Annotated in this window: 23 protein-coding genes; 11 read left to right on the top strand and 12 right to left on the bottom strand. The window is 36.1% G+C overall.

Annotation, left to right across the window (positions count from 1 at the left end; all coding sequences use genetic code 11):
* Positions 1–53: 53 nt before the first annotated feature.
* Complete coding sequence (locus tag R7Q39_RS18980) at positions 54–1,376, top strand: transposase (RefSeq protein ID WP_318076593.1); 1,323 nt, start codon at positions 54–56, stop codon at positions 1,374–1,376.
* A gap of 471 nt (positions 1,377–1,847) precedes the next feature.
* Here the strand turns inward: R7Q39_RS18980 and R7Q39_RS18975 are convergent, their stop codons facing one another.
* The 5 genes from R7Q39_RS18975 to R7Q39_RS18955 all read right to left on the bottom strand — a co-directional run bounded on the left by R7Q39_RS18975 (position 1,848) and on the right by R7Q39_RS18955 (position 5,791).
* Positions 1,848–2,561 carry a hypothetical protein gene (locus R7Q39_RS18975; RefSeq protein WP_048516419.1) on the bottom strand — a complete coding sequence of 238 codons (714 nt, stop codon included), beginning with the start codon at positions 2,559–2,561 and terminating at the stop codon, positions 1,848–1,850.
* Positions 2,562–2,737: 176 nt separating this feature from the next.
* A complete protein-coding gene (locus tag R7Q39_RS18970) occupies positions 2,738–3,187 on the bottom strand; it encodes an H-NS family nucleoid-associated regulatory protein (RefSeq protein WP_048516421.1) in 450 nt (149 codons plus the stop codon).
* Positions 3,188–3,346: 159 nt separating this feature from the next.
* The gene (locus R7Q39_RS18965; RefSeq protein ID WP_318076592.1) at positions 3,347–4,036 is read right to left on the bottom strand and encodes a hypothetical protein; all 690 of its coding nucleotides are present in this window, start codon (positions 4,034–4,036) and stop codon (positions 3,347–3,349) included.
* A gap of 49 nt (positions 4,037–4,085) precedes the next feature.
* Positions 4,086–4,610: a hypothetical protein gene (locus R7Q39_RS18960; protein ID WP_318076591.1), complete on the bottom strand. Its 525-nt coding sequence runs from the start codon at positions 4,608–4,610 to the stop codon at positions 4,086–4,088.
* A 134-nt stretch (positions 4,611–4,744) separates the two neighbouring features.
* Positions 4,745–5,791, bottom strand: a complete 1,047-nt coding sequence (locus tag R7Q39_RS18955; protein WP_053312419.1) for a ParB/RepB/Spo0J family partition protein — start codon at positions 5,789–5,791, stop codon at positions 4,745–4,747.
* Between the two features lie 224 nt (positions 5,792–6,015).
* Here R7Q39_RS18955 and R7Q39_RS18950 point away from each other — a divergent pair, with 224 nt between their 5' ends.
* Positions 6,016–6,285: a hypothetical protein gene (locus R7Q39_RS18950; protein ID WP_318076590.1), complete on the top strand. Its 270-nt coding sequence runs from the start codon at positions 6,016–6,018 to the stop codon at positions 6,283–6,285.
* A gap of 129 nt (positions 6,286–6,414) precedes the next feature.
* Here the strand turns inward: R7Q39_RS18950 and R7Q39_RS18945 are convergent, their stop codons facing one another.
* Entirely contained in the window at positions 6,415–7,125 is a 711-nt protein-coding gene (locus R7Q39_RS18945) for a hypothetical protein (RefSeq protein WP_318076589.1), read from the bottom strand.
* Between the two features lie 97 nt (positions 7,126–7,222).
* Here R7Q39_RS18945 and R7Q39_RS18940 point away from each other — a divergent pair, with 97 nt between their 5' ends.
* From R7Q39_RS18940 to R7Q39_RS18930, 3 genes are all read left to right on the top strand, one after another.
* Positions 7,223–7,690, top strand: a complete 468-nt coding sequence (locus R7Q39_RS18940) for a hypothetical protein (RefSeq protein ID WP_318076588.1) — start codon at positions 7,223–7,225, stop codon at positions 7,688–7,690.
* A 119-nt stretch (positions 7,691–7,809) separates the two neighbouring features.
* Complete coding sequence (locus tag R7Q39_RS18935) at positions 7,810–8,808, top strand: hypothetical protein (protein ID WP_318076587.1); 999 nt, start codon at positions 7,810–7,812, stop codon at positions 8,806–8,808.
* A 54-nt stretch (positions 8,809–8,862) separates the two neighbouring features.
* Entirely contained in the window at positions 8,863–9,480 is a 618-nt protein-coding gene (locus tag R7Q39_RS18930; RefSeq protein WP_318076586.1) for a hypothetical protein, read from the top strand.
* 68 nt (positions 9,481–9,548) lie between these two features.
* Here the strand turns inward: R7Q39_RS18930 and R7Q39_RS18925 are convergent, their stop codons facing one another.
* From R7Q39_RS18925 to R7Q39_RS18900, 6 genes are all read right to left on the bottom strand, one after another.
* Complete coding sequence (locus R7Q39_RS18925) at positions 9,549–9,908, bottom strand: hypothetical protein (protein WP_318076585.1); 360 nt, start codon at positions 9,906–9,908, stop codon at positions 9,549–9,551.
* A 56-nt stretch (positions 9,909–9,964) separates the two neighbouring features.
* A complete protein-coding gene (locus R7Q39_RS18920) occupies positions 9,965–10,570 on the bottom strand; it encodes a hypothetical protein (RefSeq protein ID WP_318076584.1) in 606 nt (201 codons plus the stop codon).
* 350 nt (positions 10,571–10,920) lie between these two features.
* Positions 10,921–12,099, bottom strand: coding sequence for a restriction endonuclease subunit S (locus R7Q39_RS18915; RefSeq protein ID WP_318076583.1), 1,179 nt, complete (start codon positions 12,097–12,099; stop codon positions 10,921–10,923).
* Positions 12,096–14,192, bottom strand: coding sequence for an N-6 DNA methylase (locus R7Q39_RS18910; RefSeq protein WP_318076582.1), 2,097 nt, complete (start codon positions 14,190–14,192; stop codon positions 12,096–12,098). Before R7Q39_RS18910 ends, R7Q39_RS18915 begins: the two co-directional genes overlap by 4 nt.
* 201 nt (positions 14,193–14,393) lie before the next feature.
* Positions 14,394–17,747, bottom strand: coding sequence for a DEAD/DEAH box helicase family protein (locus R7Q39_RS18905; protein WP_318076581.1), 3,354 nt, complete (start codon positions 17,745–17,747; stop codon positions 14,394–14,396).
* A 126-nt stretch (positions 17,748–17,873) separates the two neighbouring features.
* A complete protein-coding gene (locus R7Q39_RS18900) occupies positions 17,874–18,029 on the bottom strand; it encodes a hypothetical protein (protein ID WP_020330797.1) in 156 nt (51 codons plus the stop codon).
* Between the two features lie 226 nt (positions 18,030–18,255).
* Between R7Q39_RS18900 and yidD the strand changes: the two genes are divergently transcribed.
* The 6 genes from yidD (at position 18,256) to R7Q39_RS18870 (ending at position 22,350) form a co-directional block, all read left to right on the top strand.
* The gene (gene yidD, locus R7Q39_RS18895; RefSeq protein ID WP_318076580.1) at positions 18,256–18,570 is read left to right on the top strand and encodes a membrane protein insertion efficiency factor YidD; all 315 of its coding nucleotides are present in this window, start codon (positions 18,256–18,258) and stop codon (positions 18,568–18,570) included.
* Between the two features lie 61 nt (positions 18,571–18,631).
* A complete protein-coding gene (locus R7Q39_RS18890) occupies positions 18,632–19,066 on the top strand; it encodes a GNAT family N-acetyltransferase (RefSeq protein ID WP_053319386.1) in 435 nt (144 codons plus the stop codon).
* A gap of 71 nt (positions 19,067–19,137) precedes the next feature.
* The gene (locus R7Q39_RS18885) at positions 19,138–20,802 is read left to right on the top strand and encodes a DUF4942 domain-containing protein (RefSeq protein WP_318076579.1); all 1,665 of its coding nucleotides are present in this window, start codon (positions 19,138–19,140) and stop codon (positions 20,800–20,802) included.
* A 95-nt stretch (positions 20,803–20,897) separates the two neighbouring features.
* Positions 20,898–21,389 carry a hypothetical protein gene (locus R7Q39_RS18880; protein ID WP_318076578.1) on the top strand — a complete coding sequence of 164 codons (492 nt, stop codon included), beginning with the start codon at positions 20,898–20,900 and terminating at the stop codon, positions 21,387–21,389.
* A 67-nt stretch (positions 21,390–21,456) separates the two neighbouring features.
* Entirely contained in the window at positions 21,457–21,777 is a 321-nt protein-coding gene (locus R7Q39_RS18875; protein ID WP_318076577.1) for a hypothetical protein, read from the top strand.
* Between the two features lie 18 nt (positions 21,778–21,795).
* Positions 21,796–22,350 (top strand): hypothetical protein, encoded by a 555-nt coding sequence (locus R7Q39_RS18870; protein ID WP_318076576.1) that lies wholly within the window; start codon positions 21,796–21,798, stop codon positions 22,348–22,350.
* Positions 22,351–22,381 lie beyond the last annotated feature (31 nt).

Raw genomic sequence — 22,381 nt, 5'->3', positions numbered from 1 at the left:
ATTATTATGAGTTTTTGGTTATTTTATCAATATATAAAAAGTGAGTGGCTATTATGTTTGGTAAAAAATCAAAATCAGAGTTTGATGATACTTCCAGAGTCTTAATGTGCAACATTAAGAATGGCTCTGCGAATTTTCACGCTTCAAAACGACTCACTCAAATCACAAGACGACTCTCAAATCGCGCTAATTTTATTATGCGTAAAGACTTGTTTACTGGTCGAAAATCCAATCAAAGTAAAGTCGATAAACTACTAAAGCAAGGTAAGCTTAATGCGCTAGATAAAGATCTGTATCGGCGCTTACCTGCTGCAATTTCTCAACGTACCATTCAAATTGTGGGTGATAACTGGCGTTCTTTTGCGGCTGCTAAAGCAGATTGGAAAAAGAATCCTGATAAATATTTAGAAATGCCTAGACCGCCTAAATATGTTAAATGGGCAAAAACGGTCTACATCCCTTGCAGCTCATTTAGAATTGAAAGTAATAAAATTATTTTTGCTAAAAACTTAAATCTAGATCCTGTTTCTTTGGAGAAAGGGAAATTTACCGATCAGAAATTCAATCCTAAAGCATCTGAAAAAGTAGTGAATGAAATTCGCATTGTGCCAACAGGGAGTGGTTTTCGTTTTGAAATAATTTATGACAAGCATAAACTTAATCAGAGTCAATTTTTATCAGATAACACGCGAAGCGTGTTACTTGATAAAAGTTCATTCTTATCACTCGATTTAGGCTTAAATCGGTTCGCAGCACTAGTTTCTAATAAGGCTGGATTTGTCCCGCTCCTTATAAATGGTGGTGAGCTGAAACGCATTAATCAGTGGTATAACAAACGTTGCGCAGAATTGCGCTCACTTGGTAAGCACAAACATATTGCGGCGGTTTCCGCAAAACGAAATCGACGCATTAAAGATAAACTGCATCGGATCAGTCGGTACATTGTTAATCTCTGCCTTAAAGAAGACATTGGCACCGTGATTGTCGGTAAAAACAAACTGTGGAAGCAGGATATTAATATCGGCAAACGAAATAATCAGAATTTCGTCAATCTTCCTCATGCGTTATTTATCAGTATGTTAGCTTATAAACTGAGAGAATTTGGTATCCGAATTATTGAGCAAGAAGAAAGTTATTCAAGTAAAGCTTCTTTTGTTGATAATGATAAAATCCCAACGTTTGATAAAAATGAACCTAACAAGAAACATAAGTTTTCAGGCAAGCGTTATAAGCGCGGATTTTATCGAACTAAAGAAGGTTTTATTATTCACGCCGATGTTAACGGCTCTGGAAATATTTCTCGAAAAGCAGGATACGAAGGTGCAAACCTAGTGTCTGGCGGTGTCGTGTTCACACCGATACTGATTGGAATATAATCGGTATTAGAAAGGTGGCAAGGTAACAATATTTCTAATCTAATTGTTCATGCCAACCGCTATGCGGTTAGGCATGAATAATTGGCGTGAAGTTACCAAGTCCAACCTGAAGCTCCATCTATAATCTCGCAGCGATTTAGATGGAGTAGTTCACTAGTGTCCAGGAACATATCGAACATAAGCGCAAGCATTGTAGTTTTGCGGAAGCACAATGGTATAACCCATTTACAACTTGCAAACCATGCTATGAAGATATTGTAAGCAAAACACAGCTAGATAAGGCTGAATTAGACATCAAAAGTCAGATTGAAAAACTACAGAACAATCTTTCCGATATCAGCGAGTACAAAGACCTTTTTAGTAACTCTGCCGTAATTCCACAACCAAACATTGCGTTGAATATTAGATATTTCTATTCTATAACTTACAGATAAAACAAATCCCGCTCCAATGCGGGATTTGTATTTTCTATTAATCAAACCAATGAGGTTTTAACGTAAGAACTTGCTCATTATCAAATGAACCTTGCAATCCAGTTTTCAGATAATCTCTTGTGAAATTAGCATTACTGCCCCAACTTTTATAGAGCGCATTTGCCATATTAATTGTTTTAGAAATCTCAGATTGTTCTTTGTGAGTTTCAATTAACTGTCTCAAAAATTCATAACGAATCGTTTCAACACCGCACTCTTTCATTGACTTTGAAACTAAAGAGATCATGCGAGAGTTTTTGTTGAGGTACGGAATAAGCTCTTGTCGAGCAATACTGTTATTCACATCAACACCGCTATGAAATAAAATATTATTGATAAAATCTGATTTAGTATACTTTGGAACGCCATTTCTCTCTTTAGCAAAGGCATAGAACATTGAGCCTGATGCATGTTCGTGCTCTCTTACGAAATGGTACATTTCGCCATTAACACCCATGAAAATTGGCTTTAAATACGATGTATTATACCACTTTAATGTTCCATACAAATATGTATAAACATAAGCACTCATGTTTGTGATTTTATTTTTCGCCGTTAACCTTTTACAATCAGATAGCTCGCCTTTAGCATTGGGGATTCGACTTTCGCTACGTAACTCGATAGTATTATCATTAATCCGTACAATTTCTAAACGGTGGAACGTTCTTCTGAAAACAAGATCAGCAAAAATTCTTTCTTCAACTTTATTCATGGTCTTATCCTTACTCTACAACTTGTTCTAATTATACATTAATATGGCTAAAAGTAAATATTTGGTGACTGGTGTTTTTTACTAGTAAAAAAAGAGATAGGTCTTAAAACCTATCTCTCTATCTTGTTATTTTAAATCTATTTACCCAATCTCAACTTTAAGGCTTCATAGGATTTTTAAGCTGCCTGCGCGATCTCTTCGATTTCAAAGTCAGCAAGCGACTTCCCATTTTCTAGCGCTTTTGCGATAACTGATGGAGTACGACCTTGACCTGTCCAAGTCTTCACTTCACCCTTACCGTCAACGTATTCGTACTTAGCTGGGCGTTTTGCGTACTTTTTTCGTGCTTTTGGTTGTTTTGTCTCAGCTTTTTTCATATAAGCAGCCAGTTCTTCTTCAGTGATACCATCTTCTTTCATTTGCGCAATGATTGCATCGAGACGAGCTTGACGTTCTTGTTGAGCTTTCTTTTCAGCTTCAACTAAATTCTTCTGTTCTTCGAACACTTTAGTCATGTTAGCCACTGCCTTTTCTAGCTGCTCTAGATTCATACCTGAAGTGATAGAGCGTACTGAGCGTAGGTTAGTCAGGGTTGCTGCATTAATTTCGTTATTTTTTTTAGCCATGAAAAGCTCCTTTAATTTTTGCGCTAGTTTGTAAGGCATTCCTTACTTGATGTTTTTAATTATACATATAAAAATTTTTTTGTAAATACAATTTTTAAATATTTTGTTATTTATCTAAAAATAAAAAGCTCCATAATGTGGAGCTTCTTAATATTTTCTTTATGCTGCGATTCTTGGCAACTTCACCAAGTTTCCTTTTATAATTTGGTTTAGTCCAAAATCCAAATCAGAATCACCCGTCAACACTTGATTACCTAAGTGCAGAGTTTGAATTAATTTTTCTCGGTCACAATCAACCAGGTTATATTGCATTTCATCCACTGACTTAACGATTGCGGCTAAACTGACTGCGTTGTGCGGATTCATTGAGTGACTTGCATGAGCAATATAGTATTTATACAAGTCATTTGGAGTCATATCTGTTCTTACTTCTCCAAGGGTATCTTTGAAAAACATTGAAACGCATTTACAATCTGAATATAAGCTTGAACAGTTTTTCGGCATTTTAGATGATGCAGATTGCATCATCAATTCAACAATTCTCAGTTTCTGTTCTTCTGTTAGGACTTCGACCAAGCCGATATCCATTCTTAATACTTTCTCGATCTCTGGCGTTCTAGAAATAAAGTGGTACAGAGTGAAAAGGGCGTTTTCATCAACATCAGCGATTTGCTTGATCTGTTTATTGAAAAGCAGATTTACCTTTTCACTATAGCATTGCTTAGAGCCTCGCTCAGCCCCTTTTTCTGCTGACCGCTCTAGATAACTCAGCATTGATTTCAACACGCTTAACGTGTTATCTCGGAAGTCTGGGCGGTCATAGAATGCTGCTAGAGTCTTTTCCTTCAACTTTAATGTCGATTTGCCATACCTGAATGCTCATAGAGTTTTCCTTATCTTATGCTCTTTTGCTTGAGATAGTAGCAATGGGTGAGACTAATCCAAATCGAATTAACTCCCACTCCTGTTTTGTTGCCTTATCCAAGGCTTCGATAGATTTTAAGATAGGCTTTGCAATCCCCATTTTTTCAGAGATTTGCTCAATATTGAATCCATTCTCTTTAAGCTTGGTCATTGAATTGTATGAATCAACGATTTTTTCAGATTCGCTTACTTCACGGTTATCATAGATCGACTGCTTTAGAGCCAAATCCTCTGCGCTTTCGGCTGGAAGAATATTGACATTTACAGATTCAAATTTTTGACCACCGAAATTAGCAAGAAACATTGCCAAAACATCAACAATTCCACTCTCCACATGAAACAAGCCATTACTTGATTCACGTACATCAATCTGAGCTTCTGGCGTTACACCGTTCGCAAAAGAGTTAGCTTTTAGCTTTACCGCTTCCAACGAAATATCAAGACTTGTAATCATTGGATCGATAACTAGCTGATTGATTTGTAATGTAGAATTAAGCATAAATGTTCCTCTTTAATTTATATTCTTATTATACTTATATTGATTGTTAGGTCAAGCTTTTAATTATTTAATCCGTTTCTCATTTTCTGCTAAAAACAAAAAAGCAGGGATCTCTCCCTACCTCTAATTTCAACTTATACCGCGATTGATAGCTGTTCTTCTTGTGCTTCAAACTCTACATCTTGGCTTTCGCCTTTCTTCGCTTGAATCGCCAGATCTTTCATCATCTGATCAGCGTTGGCATTGTGAGTATTGATTTCATCCAGATCGGCAGCAAGTGAAAGCAGCTTTTTAGCCATTTCTGCACTCATTGTCAGTTGTACATCTTTATCATCTTCAAGCGCTTCAATAGTCACCTGAGAGGCTAGAGAGGTTACAATACTACCCATACCAGTTACTTTTTTAGGTGGCAGTTTCATCTTTTTAAGTGCCGATGTACCTTGAGATTTCGTCGGTTTCACACCAGATTTCTTTGCTTCTTTCGCTTCGGTTTTAGCTCGAACTTCTTCCTTAGCCATTACGAGAGCGATATCTGCACCATGCTGACGAATATTGTTCCAAGCGTTAGTCGCTGAGTATTCACCAGACTGAATCATTGCTTTAAGCTCTTGTGGGGCTTTCATCAACACTAGGTAGTTAGACACTTGCACAGACGACACGCCTAGCTCATCAGCGATTTGAGTTTGATTTAAACCCATGTTAATCATGCGTTGGTATGCGCCAGCTAGTTCCATTGCTGTTAGCGGACGACCCTCAGCAGATTTGATCATACGCGCAAGCTGATCAACTTCGTTGCCTGTTACTTCGATAACAGATACCGCTTTCAGATCTACGCCGTTTTCAAGAGCTTGATAGATGGCAACAGTACGGTGATGACCCTCTACCACTTTCAGGCGTTGAACTCCGTCAACTTCCACAACTACCACTTCGATTGGCGGAACGTACTTACCGTCAGTGTAAGAGCGTACAAAGCCTTCTACGTGTTCAGCATCGATATCACGAACGTTGAAACCTTCTTCAATCCAAAGCATACGAGGATCAGCATTGAAGCCGTTTACGCGCTTAACATCGATTTCCTTGTTGCCACTTAGCTTACGCAGACCGTCTTTAGAAGCCAGTGCTACACCAGTAGCGGTTGCAGTTGCCGTTGCGATTGCTTTTTGAATATTAGTAGTAGTCATGGTGCGTTCCTTCTATGAGATTCTTTTACTTAACGCCCTGTGCGTCTTGATGTGTTCAATAATACATTAGTTGGCGGCAGAGTCAATATTAATTTTAAATTATTTAATATTTATTATTACCAAGCAAGCTACTGCATAAAATAATCATTTACTCTGCTTTTGATGTATGTATAATAAGTATGAGAAATGACACTTCTTTATTAGATTGGATTAAGGAAAGAAAAATGCACAACAATAAATTAGTAGCTATCCCCACAACCCTAAGACTTGAGGTTCCGTCAGATATGTCTGACGAGGCAATCAAAAAATTAGTTGACGCACTTACAATTGGCGATTTTGCAATTTACCCAGACGACACTAATAAATCCCTTATTAGTCAAGTTATTGAACACTCAACTGTTGAACCTGACATTGAAATTGAAAGCGTAGTCAATCAAGTCTCTAGTGTTGATCTTTGGTCTGCTGGCAATGAATACAGTGTGATTGAATTATAGGTGAGTCTCATTTTTTAAAATTTGTTACAAATACATAAATACGAGTGGATCCTTCTAAAATCCAAGTAACCTGAATTAGAATGGAAAGACTTCAGTAAGATGACAATCTGAAGTCTTCCATTTCACGATTTATTGGAAATCACTAGGTTTCCGCATTTTCTCAAATCCTTCCTCATTAATATGCACTTTGTAGTCACAATAGAGCAACTGAGCAGCAATTGATTCTTGATAGCCGCTAATCACAGGGATGAATGCGTTAACAAATCCCTCTTTGGTGTCTACCTGATCTGCCTTCATAAACGACTTTAATGTATTGGTATCAACGTCTTTACCGTATCTTTGCTGAATGCTCGAAATCGAACCAGCGATAATACCATAAATGATATCCATGATATTTTCTGTACTGTCATAATCAAAGGAGTAATAAAGAGCTGGCATTACAGGCTTGCATTTTAGAACTGTAACTTGAAATTTCGTGTAATTTGATTCATCAGGGATAAAACCGATCTGATTAACTGACAGTAAAAACACCTCTAAAGCATCATATTCATTAGGGGCAACGATGGCGTTACATCCTTGACTTCCATCTACATTCGTAGAAAAGACGAACAAGTTTTCCATTTCACTTGTGTTCACAGTGGATGGGTAAAACTTCTTTAAAGGACGTAGGGTACTATGAACTTTTGAAAACAAACCACTTTCAACAACCTTGTCAAAATCCACATTCAATTCTCTTGAAATAAATTGTTTTAATGCCTTGAATACCGCCTGCATTCTACCATTGGCATCCAGTACAAAGCATGTTGGCTTATCCGAAACAACCTCAATTAGCTGATACATTTTTTAACCTATAATTTTTTGTTTACCTTTACGTTTAGTGACAATATAATTACAAACAATTCAAATATCAATAATCTTGAAATTAAAGAAGAAATTTATGAAAAGCACCGACAATTTTAGCATTGTATCCAATGGATATAGTGTGGATGTAGAGCTAAACATTATGGTTGTCCATACCAACGTTCTACAGTTCAACATTAGAACGATGACCGATGGGCGCATGATTGGAAGTCACTCAACACACTACAATATGAATGACAACTCAATTTCATTTTTCAGCCAACTATCGAATGAAATCAAGCATTTACGACTAACAAAATTTATGACTAAAGAAGAAATTGAAAAATCTTTAGGTAAAATTATTGAAGACACAAGCGCTGAAAAAGAAGCTTATAATGTGCATAACCTGATTGTTAAGCATTTCACTCTTGAGTGTTCCAGCATTCAGCAAACCCTAGAATCAATGACAATCCCAGTGATTGGTGATATCCAAGGTAGTGACTTCAAGCTCATCCAGGACTTGTTGGGACATCGTCTGCAAGGGCTTTTAAATACAATCCAATAATCAAAAACTAATGAGAAAGACATGATATTTCATGTCTTTTTTATTTATTTAATTATTGACCAAGGGTTATTTTCATGTATAATTAAGACAAATCAGAGCTAAATCAAAAGGGGATAGGCTTGAAATCAACAACACCAATGCAGCGACTAAAGCATTACATTAATATTCTGCTTCAGAGAACTGGCAATTATTACTGCACTCGATTAGAAGCTCGCGAAGCCAAGACAAACTCTCCTTATGATGACTTTGGTTTTGACAAACAACGAATTGTTGGTGATCACGTCATTCTGTTTACACACACAGACGATCATAAAGCTTATCACCGACACAAAAGAGGTGAGATCACCAAGTTCTCCTACAAACACCCATCTATGGGGTTAACTTTTGAATACTTGGGTTCTGACAAGCCGCTGATTCAGTTTAGCTTTCAAGATGCTAACGCATTGAATCAAGTTCATTACTCCATTCCTTTCGATATTGAGAATTTTAAACAAATCATCAAAGTCGCACTGAATAACGAGCTTTTTAATGAAGAAATTATTTATCATTTAAAAGAGGTTTTTTTAGCAGGAAAAATGGATGAAAGCTTAAAAGCTAAAATCACAGAACAAAATGACGAGTACGAAAACGAGTGCCGTTCTTTTGGCGAGCATGTTGATACTGAGCTTAAGCAAGCAGAAGCATTAGTAACCTCATTCAATCAAGCTAAACAAACAGCACTTAAAGAACTTTCTGAGGTCGCTCAAGAGGTTGAACAGTCAGAAGAATACGCTTTGGTTAAGCAATTAAAAGCTCAGCTAAAAGACGCTGAACTAAAACTTGAAGACAAGAAATCTAGCTTGATCAAAGAGAGACCGAGCCTTGTTGAAAGCCAAAATCTAATCAGCGAATTGCAAGACCCAGATAACGGCATCGCCTTTAAAATTTACTCAATTTATCAAGGTATTGCCGAAAAGGTTCTAGCTGAAAATGGCTTGACAAAGAGTGCGAGATTAAGCAAATTTAAAGGACTTAAGAATAAGGTGTTCGAGTTGCTTAACCAAACTTCACTACACTTACCAAACAGATGGAAAGTGAAAATTTCCGAAATCGAAGTTCAAGTTAAGAACTCTAAATAAACCAATTGATTCATGGGCTGCTAGCAGCCCTAAATAAAAATAAAGAGACACATCATGCGAAATATTCCATCTTACCTAAAAGAAGAGCTTAACAAACTTGGCATTACAACCCGTATTGTTGAAGGGTTTGATGAAGAGAAATATGAAGTTCCTCGCCACATCAACAAGATCCCTACAGGTTGGCAAGTACGCTTTGCCAGAAAGGGTGAGCCTTACTTCTCTTGCGCATTTGCTAACAATAATTATGGCGGTGCTGACAACGCGCTGGATGAAGCAATTCTGTGTCTCTTAGATGAGCAAAAAAATCACAAGCTGACTGATTTTCTTGATATCGGCAATAAGGATGGCGTTAAAATCAGTTTTGCGAAAACATCACGTATTGATAATGGTGTACCTTGCTATTCAGCATCGGTTACTTTGCTTCATCAACGAAATGGTAGCCTATCAGTAGCAAGTCGTTACCTTGGAACCAAGAACACTTTAACCCAAGAAAGACTAGATAAGGCGGTTAAAGAGCTTTTAGGGGCATGGTACTGGGCTAAAACCATGAAGGAAGAAATTGGACGAAGAGCATTCTCAGAAGTTTCAAAGAAAATCCCCAAAAATGCTGCTGATTATCTTCCGCAAAACTTCGAGATTCCTTCCTATAGGGTTGAAAGTCTGTTGAGTTAGCTTAACAAAGCTCACGTTTCTGTGAGCTTTATCCATAAAAATCATTTACCATGCATCAATATAATTATTTATTCTTCACTAAAATAAAGATTAGCACCTTTCAAGGATGCAAATTTTGAACGTGAGGATTTTTGAATATTCAAACAATAAAGATTCCCAACAATACCAGTTTCGGAAAAGTCTACTTTATGGTCTGGTGCGCAATAACTCTTACCATCTTTCTTGCTTCTAAATAATGAAAGTGTAAAATTAATACCACTTTCAATTTCAGTGAAATAGCAAATTAGATTAGTGGATTTGCCCCACGATTTCCCATTTAACTTAACCTTTATATTTTCCCCTAATGGTGGCTCATTATTATGATGCGCTCTAAGCAACATAGCCTCTTGGGAAGTTACTGCTCTTTTATTATTATCACTTTGAATCATTATTATTTCCTTTTTGTTATTTAACATTATATAAATAACACAAAAATAATTAACATTCAAGATATTATTCTTATTATACTATGCAAATGAAGAAAATCATCCTGATCATTATGAGAAATAGTAATAATGCTTGACGTTTCTTTTCTTATTTTATTGTGGATGGCGCACTCAAACTCTGCTCTTTCCTCAAGCTTTGCATCTTTATAATAAACAAATTCATTATCTGGCTTTAAAAGCTGATTAATCCTATCAATAAGCAAGGATTCCTCACCATTAAAATTCGTTTTAATAATGTGCTCAATAAACTCGTTAGGCAAAAGCACTTGCACTTCATCACCATCAACACTGAAGATATTGGTAATTACTTTATTTTCAGTTTCCATAATAAAAAAAGCATAATGCATAGTATTTACATATCTTGACCAATCTTTGTATTCATTTTTGAAAAATGAATTAAAATCTTTCAGATCTCTTTTAGCATCATCAATGAAACCAACCCTTCTTTCCTTCGAGTTTGAATAACCATACAGATTATGCTCGGTATCTGCATTTGTAGAGTGTCCTTTAGAACAAGAAAAAAGGTACTTCGCGAAATTTTTTAAGTGCTGCTCATCACTGAATTCCTGCATACCAACATTAATTGTAAATATTTCAATATTCATTTTATATATACCAACAAAAGGATTTTGTTAATATTACCATTACTTACAGATCATAAAAATCTAAGTGAAAAGCAATGAAGTAAAAAAATCGTAATGCCAACTGCTCTCTCGACGCCTCACTGCTTTTAAAGTGCAATTGGAAAATTTTTTATGAATAAAAACAATACTTAAGAAAAATAATAAAACATTAAAAGACGAAATCCTGCTATCGTTTAACAAAAAATAAATTCTTTTAGATTATCTATAGCTTTTCATTATTAATTTAATTCTTTTTATTAATAATATTAATTACCCCAACAAAAAACAATTAAGCTCACCTAAGTGAGCTTAATTTATTAAAAATATACTGTTTACTGACCACTCACCGCCTCATTAATCAGGCTCTTTTTGTACTCAAGAAGGAGGTCGATTTTTTTGTTGATGGCATTTTCTAACTGCATTATCAAGGCGATATTTTTTTCAATAAAATTATTAATAGCAAGAACTTCATCTTCATCAGGTAAAAATACCTCTAAATTCCTTACAAAATTCTTATCTAGGTTTCTAATCCCCATACCCTTAAATCCCAAATCATCAATAACCTTTAATTGCGAGACTATAAAGTGAAATAAAAACTTAGTGTGTAAGTCTGAAACATTACTGTAAAAAGACCAACAGTGATCGGATTTTGAAAAATATTTTTCGGACAAACTAGCGTTTGCAACTCCACCATCCCCCATTACAATAGACATTTTTTCATAATCATAGAAATCACAGAATGAGTTTTGTTTTATTGATGACTTGAAAAACTGATACTTACCTGTCAACTCCCCTACAGAAGCAGGTCTGTTAGATTTTTCATTCTCAACAATAAGATCTTTCACTTTAAAAGAACCCCACCTTATCTCATTCGCAGGCGTACCATCCAAAATCCGACACCCATTTGCATCCAAACCTTTCGTGACCGCATTGTGGATGAGGGCTGTTTTGTATTCTTCGAGATGGTGGAGTTTTTGGGTTAGATTTTTAACCTTAGTATCAATAATAGATACTTTTACTCCTAAAAGTTTACTTATTGATTTTTGTTCATCAATACTCGGAAGGCTAACACCTATATTTAAAACATCTGATGCGCTAATGTTTGCTTGTTTGGTGCCATTAGCTAATGGATACAGCTCATTCAATAAGTATTCAGACTGCAATAAAAACAGTAGATATTCTTGCGTTATATTATGCTTCGCACTTATTTTTAACACTCTCTGATTTACTAGAAATTCACAATTTTTGTCAATCGCTACAGCATATCCATAATCTTTTTTACCTAATGTTCCAGTTAAGGAAATTAAGATATCTCCTTCGCTAGCGATATATTCATGATGTGACAACAGAAATCCTTCGCTAACAAATGTAGGTGAGCGTTCAAGACTTAATTTATTATTAAATAGATTTCCTATTTTGATTATTTGAACACCATCATCACAGAAATCTTTACTGCTAAAAGCATAACCTGAATAAGTTTCTATACAATTCTTTAGCTTTATCTGTATCATCCCCACAGCCCCTTCTCAAGCTCTGCAAGTTCAATATCAATCGCTTTAATATCATCAGCAATCTCTTTGGTAGAACGAAGCACAACAGGCTTATAGAACACCTTGTTAAAGTTGACTTCAACACCCACCGAATTGTCACCAAGAATGTATTCCTTGCGAACCCACTTATCCAAGAACGCTTGAATAGATTTCTCGTTTTCTTCACCTGGTAGGTAAGGGATAATTTCATAATCTTTTGTCAGTTCCGCTTTTAACTCGATTGAAAGCTTCATAACTGACTTGCCTGATTTCTTGCCAAGTGTCAGTTTTGGAACAATGAATCCACGCCCCATGCTTTTTTGATTGTCAAAAACGATGTTTTGATTCTCAACTGACGAGTGATACACATCATTCACATTAAGATCAGAATCTATGAAAACTTCCTTAAGTGAATCCACCAATTCTTTATCTGGTGTCATTTCACTACTGAAAATCACACCATCAACACTAGATGTGATTTGCTCTACCACAGAACCATCACTCGTTTTGAAGGCGAACTCTTTGCCATCTTTGCAAACTTTTAGCTCTGATACTTTACTCAGCTTTTTAAAGCCTTTTAACTTTTCACTTTCTGAAAGGGTGTCATAAACAGCTTTCCCGTCCTCATCACGCTCAATAAGCGTCAATTGCTGCTTGTTGTAGTAGAAATCGTACTTAGAAAGAAATTTAACGTCATCTGATTCAACTGGATTGTCGAACTTATCCATGACCCAATCAATGTGTTCAGAATCCATTTTATTGGTTTTCTTACCCATTGATTTCTTAAGCTTAGAGAATTTCTCTGAAGCATTAATCAGTATGATCTTGTCTTTACGGTCAGCAGGCTTATTCTTATTGATAACCCATAAGTAAGTAGTGATCTGAGTATTGAAAAACTCTTCTTTTGGCAATTGCACCCAAGCTTCAATCCAATCGTTATCAAGCAACCACTTACGTACCTGACTTTCGGCTGAGTTAACATCGCCAGTAAACATTGGAGATCCGTTATGGACAATAACAGCCTTACCATCAGATTTAAGCTTACTCACTGCGTGTTGCATGAACAGTAATTGACCATCTGATCTTGAAATTCCTGTATTGACAAAACGCCCTGTTTCATCTGCTATCACATCTTTTTCAGAGTCTTTCCAGTCAATACCGTATGGAGGGTTTGCAGAAATAAAATCAAATTCTTTACCAATAAATTTATCTTTAGCTAGCGTGTCTCCATGCTCAATCACATGCTTTGCACCGCCTCCAGACTCTGTACGAAAACGGGATTCAATTTTTGCTAATGCATAAAGGGAATCATTAATCTCTTGTCCGTAAGTGCTAGTAGTAATATTAGGTAGACGCTTTTTAATTTTGTCCGCACTGCCAAATAGCATGTTGCCACCGCCACAAGTCATATCGTATAGCGTGACTGACTTTTTGTTATCAAGAACAGCGTATCGAGCCTGAATTGCAGCAACAAGGTCTATGATGTCATCTGGAGTGTATTGCTCACCAGAAGTTGCAGCAGAGATGTCAGCCCACTTACGCTTAATATGCTCTTCCAAAGTTGTGATGTCAGATGCATCATAGTCGCGCAGATCGATTTCAGCCCATTTTGATGTGTAGTCTTTCAGGCGACCTTTGCTTTTTAGTGATTTTATATATTTTGGAATATCAAGATAAAGCGCATCAGTATCCTGAAGACCTAACAATAGCTTTGTGTTATCGTCCCAATCGTTTAAATAATCAGCAAATTTTTCATCAAATCCTTCTTGGACTTCGCAGATATCTGCAAGTGTACCAATACTAGTTGGCTCACCTTTAGCAGCAAGCATTACATGCTCATTATAACTGAAGTCTTGAGTGCTATCTTGCAGCTCTTCACGAATTTCTTCTGTGCTGTAACCTTCGTCAATTAGATTATTTACCATCGTAATAAGACGGGCTTCAACCATTCTTAACACAAAAAATGGCATCATGTACTGGGGAAATTCAGACTGTTTTACGCCAGCTCCACGTAAAGTATCACACGTAGACCATATTTTACTTTCGTACTTCAAAATATCAGATTTTAGACACATTTAATTTAACTCAACTTCAATTTATTAATTACTAATTTATTTAGTGAAAAAATAAGGAATTAGCACGAGGTATTCTCGAACTACTCATTAATATTTTATTGTTAATATTTGATATTATTTTCTTAATATTATTGATATGTTTAGCTATTAAGCTTTATTTAATGAATTATAAAAGCTTGCCATTTTATGGCAAGCTTTTTATCAGTTATAAGTTTTTATTTTGATTTCGAATTCGGTCTTCAGCTCCCCGCAGAAGAGAGTGCTTGCACTGTTCTTTTGTGGGCAAACAAACTCCTTAAGGCACTTAACAAAATTCTCGTCAACACCAAACTTTTTAGCATTAGTTCCGCGCATCACCTTCATTAAAGCTGCTTTGAAACCATCAAATTCCAAGCGCCCACCATCCTTAATGATATTGACAAAATCAACATTTCTATCCTGAATAAAATCAAACACTAGATCTCTCTGCTCGAAGTACCAGTGCTTAAAATCCTCACGGGTAATCTCGTCACGATTTAGGTCTGATATGTAGGAAATGCTTGATTTTACCTCAACAGGCTTACCACTTCCGCTAGAGCTAGCGTTAACATCATCTTCAATAACCACATCTTCCAGCATAAACGCCAAATCATCGTCATCAATGATTACATTGATTGGTATTAAGTCTTTTGACTCCTTCACCGCTCGCAACTTAGATAAGAACATACGCAAAACAAAGTGTCGGATGTGACAGAGGTGTTTTTTGTCAATATCAACAACAACCTTATATTTTTCAATATGATTGACATATCCTATAATTGGCTTAACAAACTCTTTGAGATACTCTTTTAACTCTTTTTTATCAGAAACACGCTTCTCTACTTCTTTCGCGACCAAAACTACGACATCTTCAACTTCCATTTGAAACTTTTCATCGAGTTTTCTTCCTGAATGATTTCTTGCGAAAGCGAGTAGTTTCTTGATTCCATCATCACTTCGCATGTTCTGATGAAAACCCTCTATTTCAGACAGAATATCTGTTGCGACAATTTTTCCAGAAATAGTAAGGTTTTCGTATTTTCTAAATGCCTTTTTTATTTCTTCTATATTGTTGTTTTCGTGAGTCCAATCGATCACAAGGCAATCTTCTTTACCCTTAGCTGTACGGTTAACACGACAACAAGTTTGCACAGCTTCAATGTCTTTAATGTTACGATCAAGAAAAAGAGTGTGCAGGTTCGGATCATCAAAGCCTGTTTGCAATTTCTTTACAACAATAATTAACCCATTGAGTGACGACTTAAAATGCTTAATCACTTCTTTTTCATTAGAGAAACCACAAAGCGCATGTGATTCTTTAGGAATACTGTCTTGCGCATTCTTATTATTGGTATAAACAACGTAAACTCTAGCGTGAAGTCGCTTAAGAATGTCTTTACGCTTGTTTTTATTGAATGAATGCATGTCTTCATCATTAATATCTTGACCACTTTTCACCTTTTCAACAAGTGTGTTACTTGCACCAAGACTTTCTAGAAGTTGGATTTTAGAATTTATGAACTCCTCAGAAAAAAATTGATAGTACATTTGAGCCGCTTTAACAGAATGACAAGCAAACATAGCTTTTCCTCTGCTTGTTTGCCCCTTAGGATTGATTCTGTCAAAAATATTGTCAAACATCATGCGGGTAGAGTGCTTAACAATAGCTTTTGCTCTCTTAGGGTTTTCGTATATATCCTCCTTTTTAAAGCCATAAGACTCTGATCTTGAATCAATCTCTGACTTGTCAGAGTCTATTACAACCTTAAAGCTTGGTTTAACCAATCCCTTCAATGGATTAAGCACGAATCCCTCTTGAATGGCTTCTTTCATGGTAAAAGCATCAAATGCACACCTTTTTTCTTTGTAGCTATGAAAAGAACCAAATCTGGCAAGCACTTCCTCAGAAGGGGTTGCAGTAAGGCCAATAACAAGGTTCTTCACTTTTTTTGATATTACAGCATCACTGAATATGCTCATCATATTCTGGTGTTGATCGCCTGAGTTGCTTCTATGAACCTCATCAATAATAAATGCATAACGCTTATTGGTTCTGGCGATATTGGATTCAAGTAAGAGTTTTTGGATTGCTTTCGCGCTTCTAAACTTCTGTATATTAATTATTATTACTTTTTTACTTGTGGAATCCAAAGCCTCCACTAACTCATCCTTACTGCCTATTTCAGCAAAACTTGAGTTATCCATGCCAGGCATTGAGTTCAGTTTATTATTTATTTGATCTTTTAAATCAAGTCGGTCTGCAACAAGGAACACTTTTTCATATGCTGGCTTTGCATCGAACTGTAAGTTCTTTATTCGTCCTGCAAGCCAAGCCATGATATTTGTTTTACCAAAACCTGCCGAATACTGAAGAAGAATAGAGTTGATTTTGTTAAATCCATTAATACTATTGTACTCGTATATAAGAGCGTCTTTTTCATGCTGATTTCTTTTAGCAACAGATTCATGGTTAAGGATTTCATTAATCAAAAAATCTGGATCTGACTCATGCTTTAGTAGGGTAGTGATTCTTGAAATCGTTCTATCGACACCAAATTTCTGCTTAGGTCTAGGAGAGATTGGTACTGAGTTACTTTTCTCCACAGCGCTAGACTCAACAAAATTATAATATGCGATTTCATTGTAGACACTGTGCTTTGAATAATAGCTAGTCAGAACCTCTTTCAAAGTATCACTCAATTTAAGGCTTGGTATATCTGACTCGTTTCTGGAGGAAGTTATTATTCTTTTGAATAGTTTACGACCCTTGTTATAATAATCGGTCTGTGAATAAGAGCCATAATTATCCTTAGCCAGTGAGCGAGCATCTTTTTTTAACTCTCCATGCAAATTACGAGCAACCGATGCATCGGAGTTATCTACACTTATTATTGAGCAGGGTTGAGACCAAAGCTGTAAGGCGTGTCGGTAACTTTCTGATTTTTCATCACTGTTCGAAACAAAACCATGCGCCTCTGCGTAATTAGTTAGAATCTTATCTATACCATGATCAACACTCCCACTTGAATCTAAATTTTTAATCTCTAGATAAGAGAAATAAAAACCATTAATAAAGAAGCATAGATCTGGTCTTCGACTAGACACCCCATCTGGATTTCTTTTGTAAACAACTTCCTCTACAACTGTAAAGATATTGCCTGACTCATTCATTTTTTCGCCAAAGAATTCTTCGTTATCATTATTTGAAACAACATAAAGATAAAATTCCTGACCCTCAAATGTTATGCTTTTGTTTCTTAGTAAAAATTCCGCAATATTGTATTGTGATCTGGATATTCGAGACTGAACTTCTTTTATAAGCTCACCCATCCATGAATCACTCTTTGCTCTTTTTTTTAGTTTTTCGTAGGATGTTTTATTTCTACCTTGAGAGAACCACCTTTTAGCTACGCTAGGTATAACAAGGTCATCTGTAACAGTCTGAGCATTGGCTTCCTCATACCCGAGACCGCCTTGTGATACAGGAGAGATTAAAAAGTCTATAATATTTCTTTGGAGTATATTTTCTTTTTTCATTTTTATTCTTTTATTTATTGTTTTTTTACAATCTTAATTATTTTTTAGTAAAAATGCAAAGCTATATCACCAAGCTTTTTCCTCTTTATATTTTGTTTTTTATGCGATAGGTTGCCTACAACGTTTTCATAAGCTAATCTCATTTTGACTCATTCTTTTTCTGTTTAGCGCCTCGTCACTAAAAAACACCTTATTGTAAACAGCAACAATAAACTCGGTTGGCTTTTCAGAAAAACTCTCAAACATATCTTCTTTAATTTTAGGTTTAAGTTGCTTGAGCATTAGCTCCCTAGATGGCAAGCATCTACTTTGACATATTTCATTAATGCAGTTCATACACGGCATAGGAAAAACACCATTTTTTCTTAATTTTTTCTATTTTCTCAAATTCATCACCAAAATTGAAATTTTGGATAATTCAATTCTTGGTTTACTTTGGCTTCTATCGATCTTAAAATTGCGAATGTCAATTAAAATAACTTTAAAAAGTAATAATTAAAGAAGACAAATGTTAAGCAAAATATCTTTATCTGCAATACAATTCTACCAAAAATTCATATCGCCAAAGAAGGGATTTCGTTGTGCATACGGGGTACTTAACAATACTCATGGATGCTCAGGAAGCGTGAAAGCCATTATCGAATCCAAAGGATTGATAAACGGGTTTTCAGACATTAAGGGGCAGTTTTCTGCTTGTAAGCAGGCAAGCGAGGAACTTAAGCGAAGAAAGAAAAAGAAGAAAAATGATGAAGATGGTGTTTGTCTTGAGCCATGCACCTGTTCGGCTTGTGACTTTTTAGATGCGGTTAGCTGCATACCATAAAATTGACTCTTAATGTTAATTGTGTATTATTAAATAATTAAATTCAAACAGGTAATCAGTCATGAGCCATTATATTGCAGAAAACCACGAATTCGGTGAACTAAGAGGTGTCTACACATCTTCTACTGAAGATCAATTTATGATTGATGATGCTATTGATATGACCAGTGATTTCGATGAGCGCTTCATGACTGATTTCCTTACCGTTGTAGAACAAAATTTTGAGCGAGTATCCTTTTTAACAAAGATCTATGTGAATCCTGAACATAGAGGTCATGGTTTCGGTGCTCAAATGCTTGATAGCTTTTTAGATAAAGTGAAAGAGTCAGAACTTATTTTTTTGTTAGCAAGAGTCTCAAACCCTCAAGCGAAAGGTTTTGATCTCATCGACTTCTACTGCGATAGAGGTTTTTTCCCAATTAAGCTAAGCGATGGTGATCTACTAATGGTAGACAAGAAAAATTTCGAATTATTCAAAACCACTCTGGATTTTTAATTGATTAAATATTTACTTTTTCTGTGATTTATGTATAATTTAAAACATAAATAAAGAAAAGGAAATCCAAAATGAGCTGCGCATTACCATCAGTATTCAACCATCAATCGAGTGGTGTTTCTACATTTAACCCAAGGTATCTTGGTGATAAACTCGATGAAATCATGCTGAAATACGAAGTCACTAAGCAAGAACTCAAAGATGCATATCAGTATGTCAATGCTCATAGAGCTGTCATTTCCGCTCACCTTATTTCAGGCAATAATTCTCTATTTCTTAACAGTTTGGATAATGCGATTAAATCCCTTGATGCTACTTTCTGGCTGCATTTAATTGATGACACTAAACTCCGTAATTACATGGATACAGGTTCGTATAACAACTGGAAGGATAGCCTAACAGACTCCAAGAAAACCCCTGAATTCAACAGAGAAAACGCTGAAGCTCAGTTACAAGCCTACATTGGTGATATTGAGAGTATTTTCACTCATAGAATCAACACCATTTTTACAAAGCTATCTCCTGAACATGTCACTAACTCTCCAGCAGGTTTTAGAAACCGAATGATTTTTAGTCAATGCGGTTCTAGCGTTGAAGATTTTAAAACAAGTGGATATGTACACGATTTACGATGTGTGATCGCATTACTGCGCGGTGAAAACGAGATGCCTACCGTTCGCTCAACCGAAGTTATCTTATACCGCGTATTTGACAATACTGGTAAATGGTTACTAGCTGATGGTGGTTCATTACGCATCAAAGCATTTAAGAAAGGCACTGTACACATTGAAATCGACTGGACTATTGCCGATCAACTTAATGCTGTTTTGGCAAACCTTCACCCTAATTGCTTGCCTCAAGCTCGAAAAATTAAGCCCTTGTTTAAATCAACGCTAGCACCAGTAGACACCCTCATTAGTCACGAAGTACGCGCAAGATTTAGCCAGGTTAAGATCAGTCACCCTTTGATTGATAACCCTGAATATGTAACTGGTAAACGCGCATTCACGCCTAAGCTCATTCGAGATAAATCAACCTACGTTGCCACTCTTTCATTTAATAAGTTTGATACAAATTACTTAGACGAAGCAAAGTTTATTCTATCTACGGTGTTTGGTAGCGAACCTACTTTAGATAGCTTTACCAATGAGCTTGAATGGAAGCTGGGCGACTTTAACCCTTATGAAGCACTCGATCATCTGATTTGTGTTGGAACATATCCAGAAGTGGTTAGCCACCAGCTTTATGAGAGCACAGATTACATTTGCAGCTTAGTTTCAGATGTGATTAATATTGATGCAAACGAGGATGTTTGCGAGCCTTCTGTGGGGCGCGGTAAGCTTGCAAAGTTATTACCTAAAGACCAAACCAAATGTTTCGATATTAACTCTCTAAATTGCGCTGTGGTTGCAGGATTGGGCTATTCGGTTGAGCGAAAAGACTTCCTAGATTATGCGAATGAAACACCAGATCGTTTCGACTGGATTATCATGAATCCACCATACCTAAATCAATTGTATTGGACTCACCTAAAAGCTGCAATGAGCCTATTAAAGAGTGGCGGTAAGGTGGTTGCTGTAGTACCTCAATCTGTTAAAAGCAAAGAATCTGAGCTTCCAAGCGATATCACCATGACCATCAACTACGAGATTAAGGAACAGTTTGAAGGCACTGGCGTTCTAAATATCGCTGTAATTACATTAGAAAAATCAAATGTAATCAGGGGCGAGTTTTAATTATTTACTTCTGCCTCTATCTATGTATAATTAGGTCATTAATAAAGATAAGAGAGGCAGGGGTATTTCCTGCCTAATTATAGAGAACTTCGAATATGACAACTTCAGTAATTTCCCTTGAACATGCTGTTATCAGCAATAATGAATTACGCATTATTGGCGCATCCACCTCATTCGCAGGTGAAAAACGTATCGATATTCCGTCCGTAAAATCGGTTCAGGATAAACTGAAATCTGTCATTCAGCTTGCTCGCACACATGGCGCTAAGTTCAAAGGTCAAAAAGCGATGAAATCTGAGTTAAGCAATCTTGACTCAACTGTTTCCGATTTAACTGTTAAGTATCATGCCTTATTTGATAGTGCTGTCGAATTTTGGAAAGGTAAAGTGGACTTATCCTCAAAAACAATCCCAAATTACAACATTGATGCACTTAATGACGGGTACGAAATCCGAAACAAGATGATGGAGATGTTTCACCATGATCAACCTCTAAGCAAAATTCTTGAGGTCAATAGACGATTAAGCGATATTGAAAACTCAATTATGAGAGCTAAAAACCCTAGTGATATTACCTTCACCCTGTAGATTTAATTATTTACTTTTAGTGTTGCTTGTGTATAATAACTGTGTGGACAATTACTGTGGATAAGATATGCCTGAACATTTGAAAAAAATTGCGGTAGTAACCATTAAATCTGGTGAAATTGCGGGTGCTAATTTGGTTCAGGTATCGCTTGTTCGAAACAATGCAACGCATCAGCTATTAACATTATTTAAGCAGATGATTGAAGATAGCATTGATACGTATCAAATCACTGTAGGCTCTGATTATAGCGCCAGCGGAACTCCTAGCAACGAAACTCTGAATGACGATGTAACTTCCCTGGTTAATGCCATTTGCGGAAAAAAAGATTGCTGGCTTAGCAGTCGTGACAAATACATTGTTAGCCCGATGAAATACTACAAAGCCTAATAGCTTGAGGAAATAATAATGACTCTTACTGAAATCAAAGCAGCAATTCAAGCTGGAAAAAAAGTCTTTTGGAAGAATGAGGGTTACATTGTTCAGAAAGACTTAAATGGTAATTTCCATATTATCTGCCTTTCTAACAACAACTCTATCGCATTGACTTGGGATGACGGTATTACTCTTAACGGCAACGAAGAAGATTTCTTTTTTAACGAAAAACCTAACTATGTTTTTGATGACATGGAGGCTACATTCACTAAGGCTGAAAACGTCTTCAAAATCACGTCACTAGGCTTCAAAGTACACGTTAAAGGCTTTATGCCTAACAAGATTAATGTATTTAACGGCATCATTGATGACAATGGGTACATGACGGATCTGAAGGTTAACCTTACTGGCTCAGATAATGGTCTTAGCACACCAATGTTGGAAGTTCAGGAGTTAAATAAAACTTTGCTTGATTCGATCAATGCAACCTTCAGTCTTGTTGACAAAATCAACAAAAATAAAATGCAGCTTAGACCTGAAAACTTAAAGCATCTTGGTGATTTTGATATCACTGTGACTGAAAAATAAATCTGATTGAAAAGCCGTTTATCGGCTTTTC

It is taken from the genome of Vibrio sp. 947, assembly GCF_033339115.1.
Lineage (GTDB): Bacteria > Pseudomonadota > Gammaproteobacteria > Enterobacterales > Vibrionaceae > Vibrio > Vibrio alginolyticus.
The sequence above is the reverse complement of the archived record's forward strand: the minus strand, read 5'-3'. Positions and strand labels throughout refer to the sequence as shown.

Excerpts from the sequence above, each read along its gene's own strand:
- R7Q39_RS18870 (WP_318076576.1), top strand. The coding sequence starts at position 21,796 with ATGACTCTTACTGAAATCAAAGCAGCAATTCAAGCTGGAAAAAAAGTC.
- R7Q39_RS18975 (WP_048516419.1), bottom strand. The coding sequence starts at position 2,561 with ATGAATAAAGTTGAAGAAAGAATTTTTGCTGATCTTGTTTTCAGAAGA.
- R7Q39_RS18945 (WP_318076589.1), bottom strand. The coding sequence starts at position 7,125 with ATGTATCAGCTAATTGAGGTTGTTTCGGATAAGCCAACATGCTTTGTA.
- R7Q39_RS18885 (WP_318076579.1), top strand. The coding sequence starts at position 19,138 with ATGAGCTGCGCATTACCATCAGTATTCAACCATCAATCGAGTGGTGTT.
- R7Q39_RS18970 (WP_048516421.1), bottom strand. The coding sequence starts at position 3,187 with ATGGCTAAAAAAAATAACGAAATTAATGCAGCAACCCTGACTAACCTA.
- R7Q39_RS18955 (WP_053312419.1), bottom strand. The coding sequence starts at position 5,791 with ATGACTACTACTAATATTCAAAAAGCAATCGCAACGGCAACTGCAACC.
- R7Q39_RS18940 (WP_318076588.1), top strand. The coding sequence starts at position 7,223 with ATGAAAAGCACCGACAATTTTAGCATTGTATCCAATGGATATAGTGTG.
- R7Q39_RS18880 (WP_318076578.1), top strand. The coding sequence starts at position 20,898 with ATGACAACTTCAGTAATTTCCCTTGAACATGCTGTTATCAGCAATAAT.
- R7Q39_RS18980 (WP_318076593.1), top strand. The coding sequence starts at position 54 with ATGTTTGGTAAAAAATCAAAATCAGAGTTTGATGATACTTCCAGAGTC.
- R7Q39_RS18925 (WP_318076585.1), bottom strand. The coding sequence starts at position 9,908 with ATGATTCAAAGTGATAATAATAAAAGAGCAGTAACTTCCCAAGAGGCT.
- R7Q39_RS18905 (WP_318076581.1), bottom strand. The coding sequence starts at position 17,747 with ATGAAAAAAGAAAATATACTCCAAAGAAATATTATAGACTTTTTAATC.
- yidD (WP_318076580.1), top strand. The coding sequence starts at position 18,256 with ATGTTAAGCAAAATATCTTTATCTGCAATACAATTCTACCAAAAATTC.
- R7Q39_RS18930 (WP_318076586.1), top strand. The coding sequence starts at position 8,863 with ATGCGAAATATTCCATCTTACCTAAAAGAAGAGCTTAACAAACTTGGC.
- R7Q39_RS18890 (WP_053319386.1), top strand. The coding sequence starts at position 18,632 with ATGAGCCATTATATTGCAGAAAACCACGAATTCGGTGAACTAAGAGGT.
- R7Q39_RS18950 (WP_318076590.1), top strand. The coding sequence starts at position 6,016 with ATGCACAACAATAAATTAGTAGCTATCCCCACAACCCTAAGACTTGAG.
- R7Q39_RS18915 (WP_318076583.1), bottom strand. The coding sequence starts at position 12,099 with ATGATACAGATAAAGCTAAAGAATTGTATAGAAACTTATTCAGGTTAT.
- R7Q39_RS18920 (WP_318076584.1), bottom strand. The coding sequence starts at position 10,570 with ATGAATATTGAAATATTTACAATTAATGTTGGTATGCAGGAATTCAGT.
- R7Q39_RS18900 (WP_020330797.1), bottom strand. The coding sequence starts at position 18,029 with ATGCTCAAGCAACTTAAACCTAAAATTAAAGAAGATATGTTTGAGAGT.
- R7Q39_RS18960 (WP_318076591.1), bottom strand. The coding sequence starts at position 4,610 with ATGCTTAATTCTACATTACAAATCAATCAGCTAGTTATCGATCCAATG.
- R7Q39_RS18875 (WP_318076577.1), top strand. The coding sequence starts at position 21,457 with ATGCCTGAACATTTGAAAAAAATTGCGGTAGTAACCATTAAATCTGGT.
- R7Q39_RS18910 (WP_318076582.1), bottom strand. The coding sequence starts at position 14,192 with ATGTGTCTAAAATCTGATATTTTGAAGTACGAAAGTAAAATATGGTCT.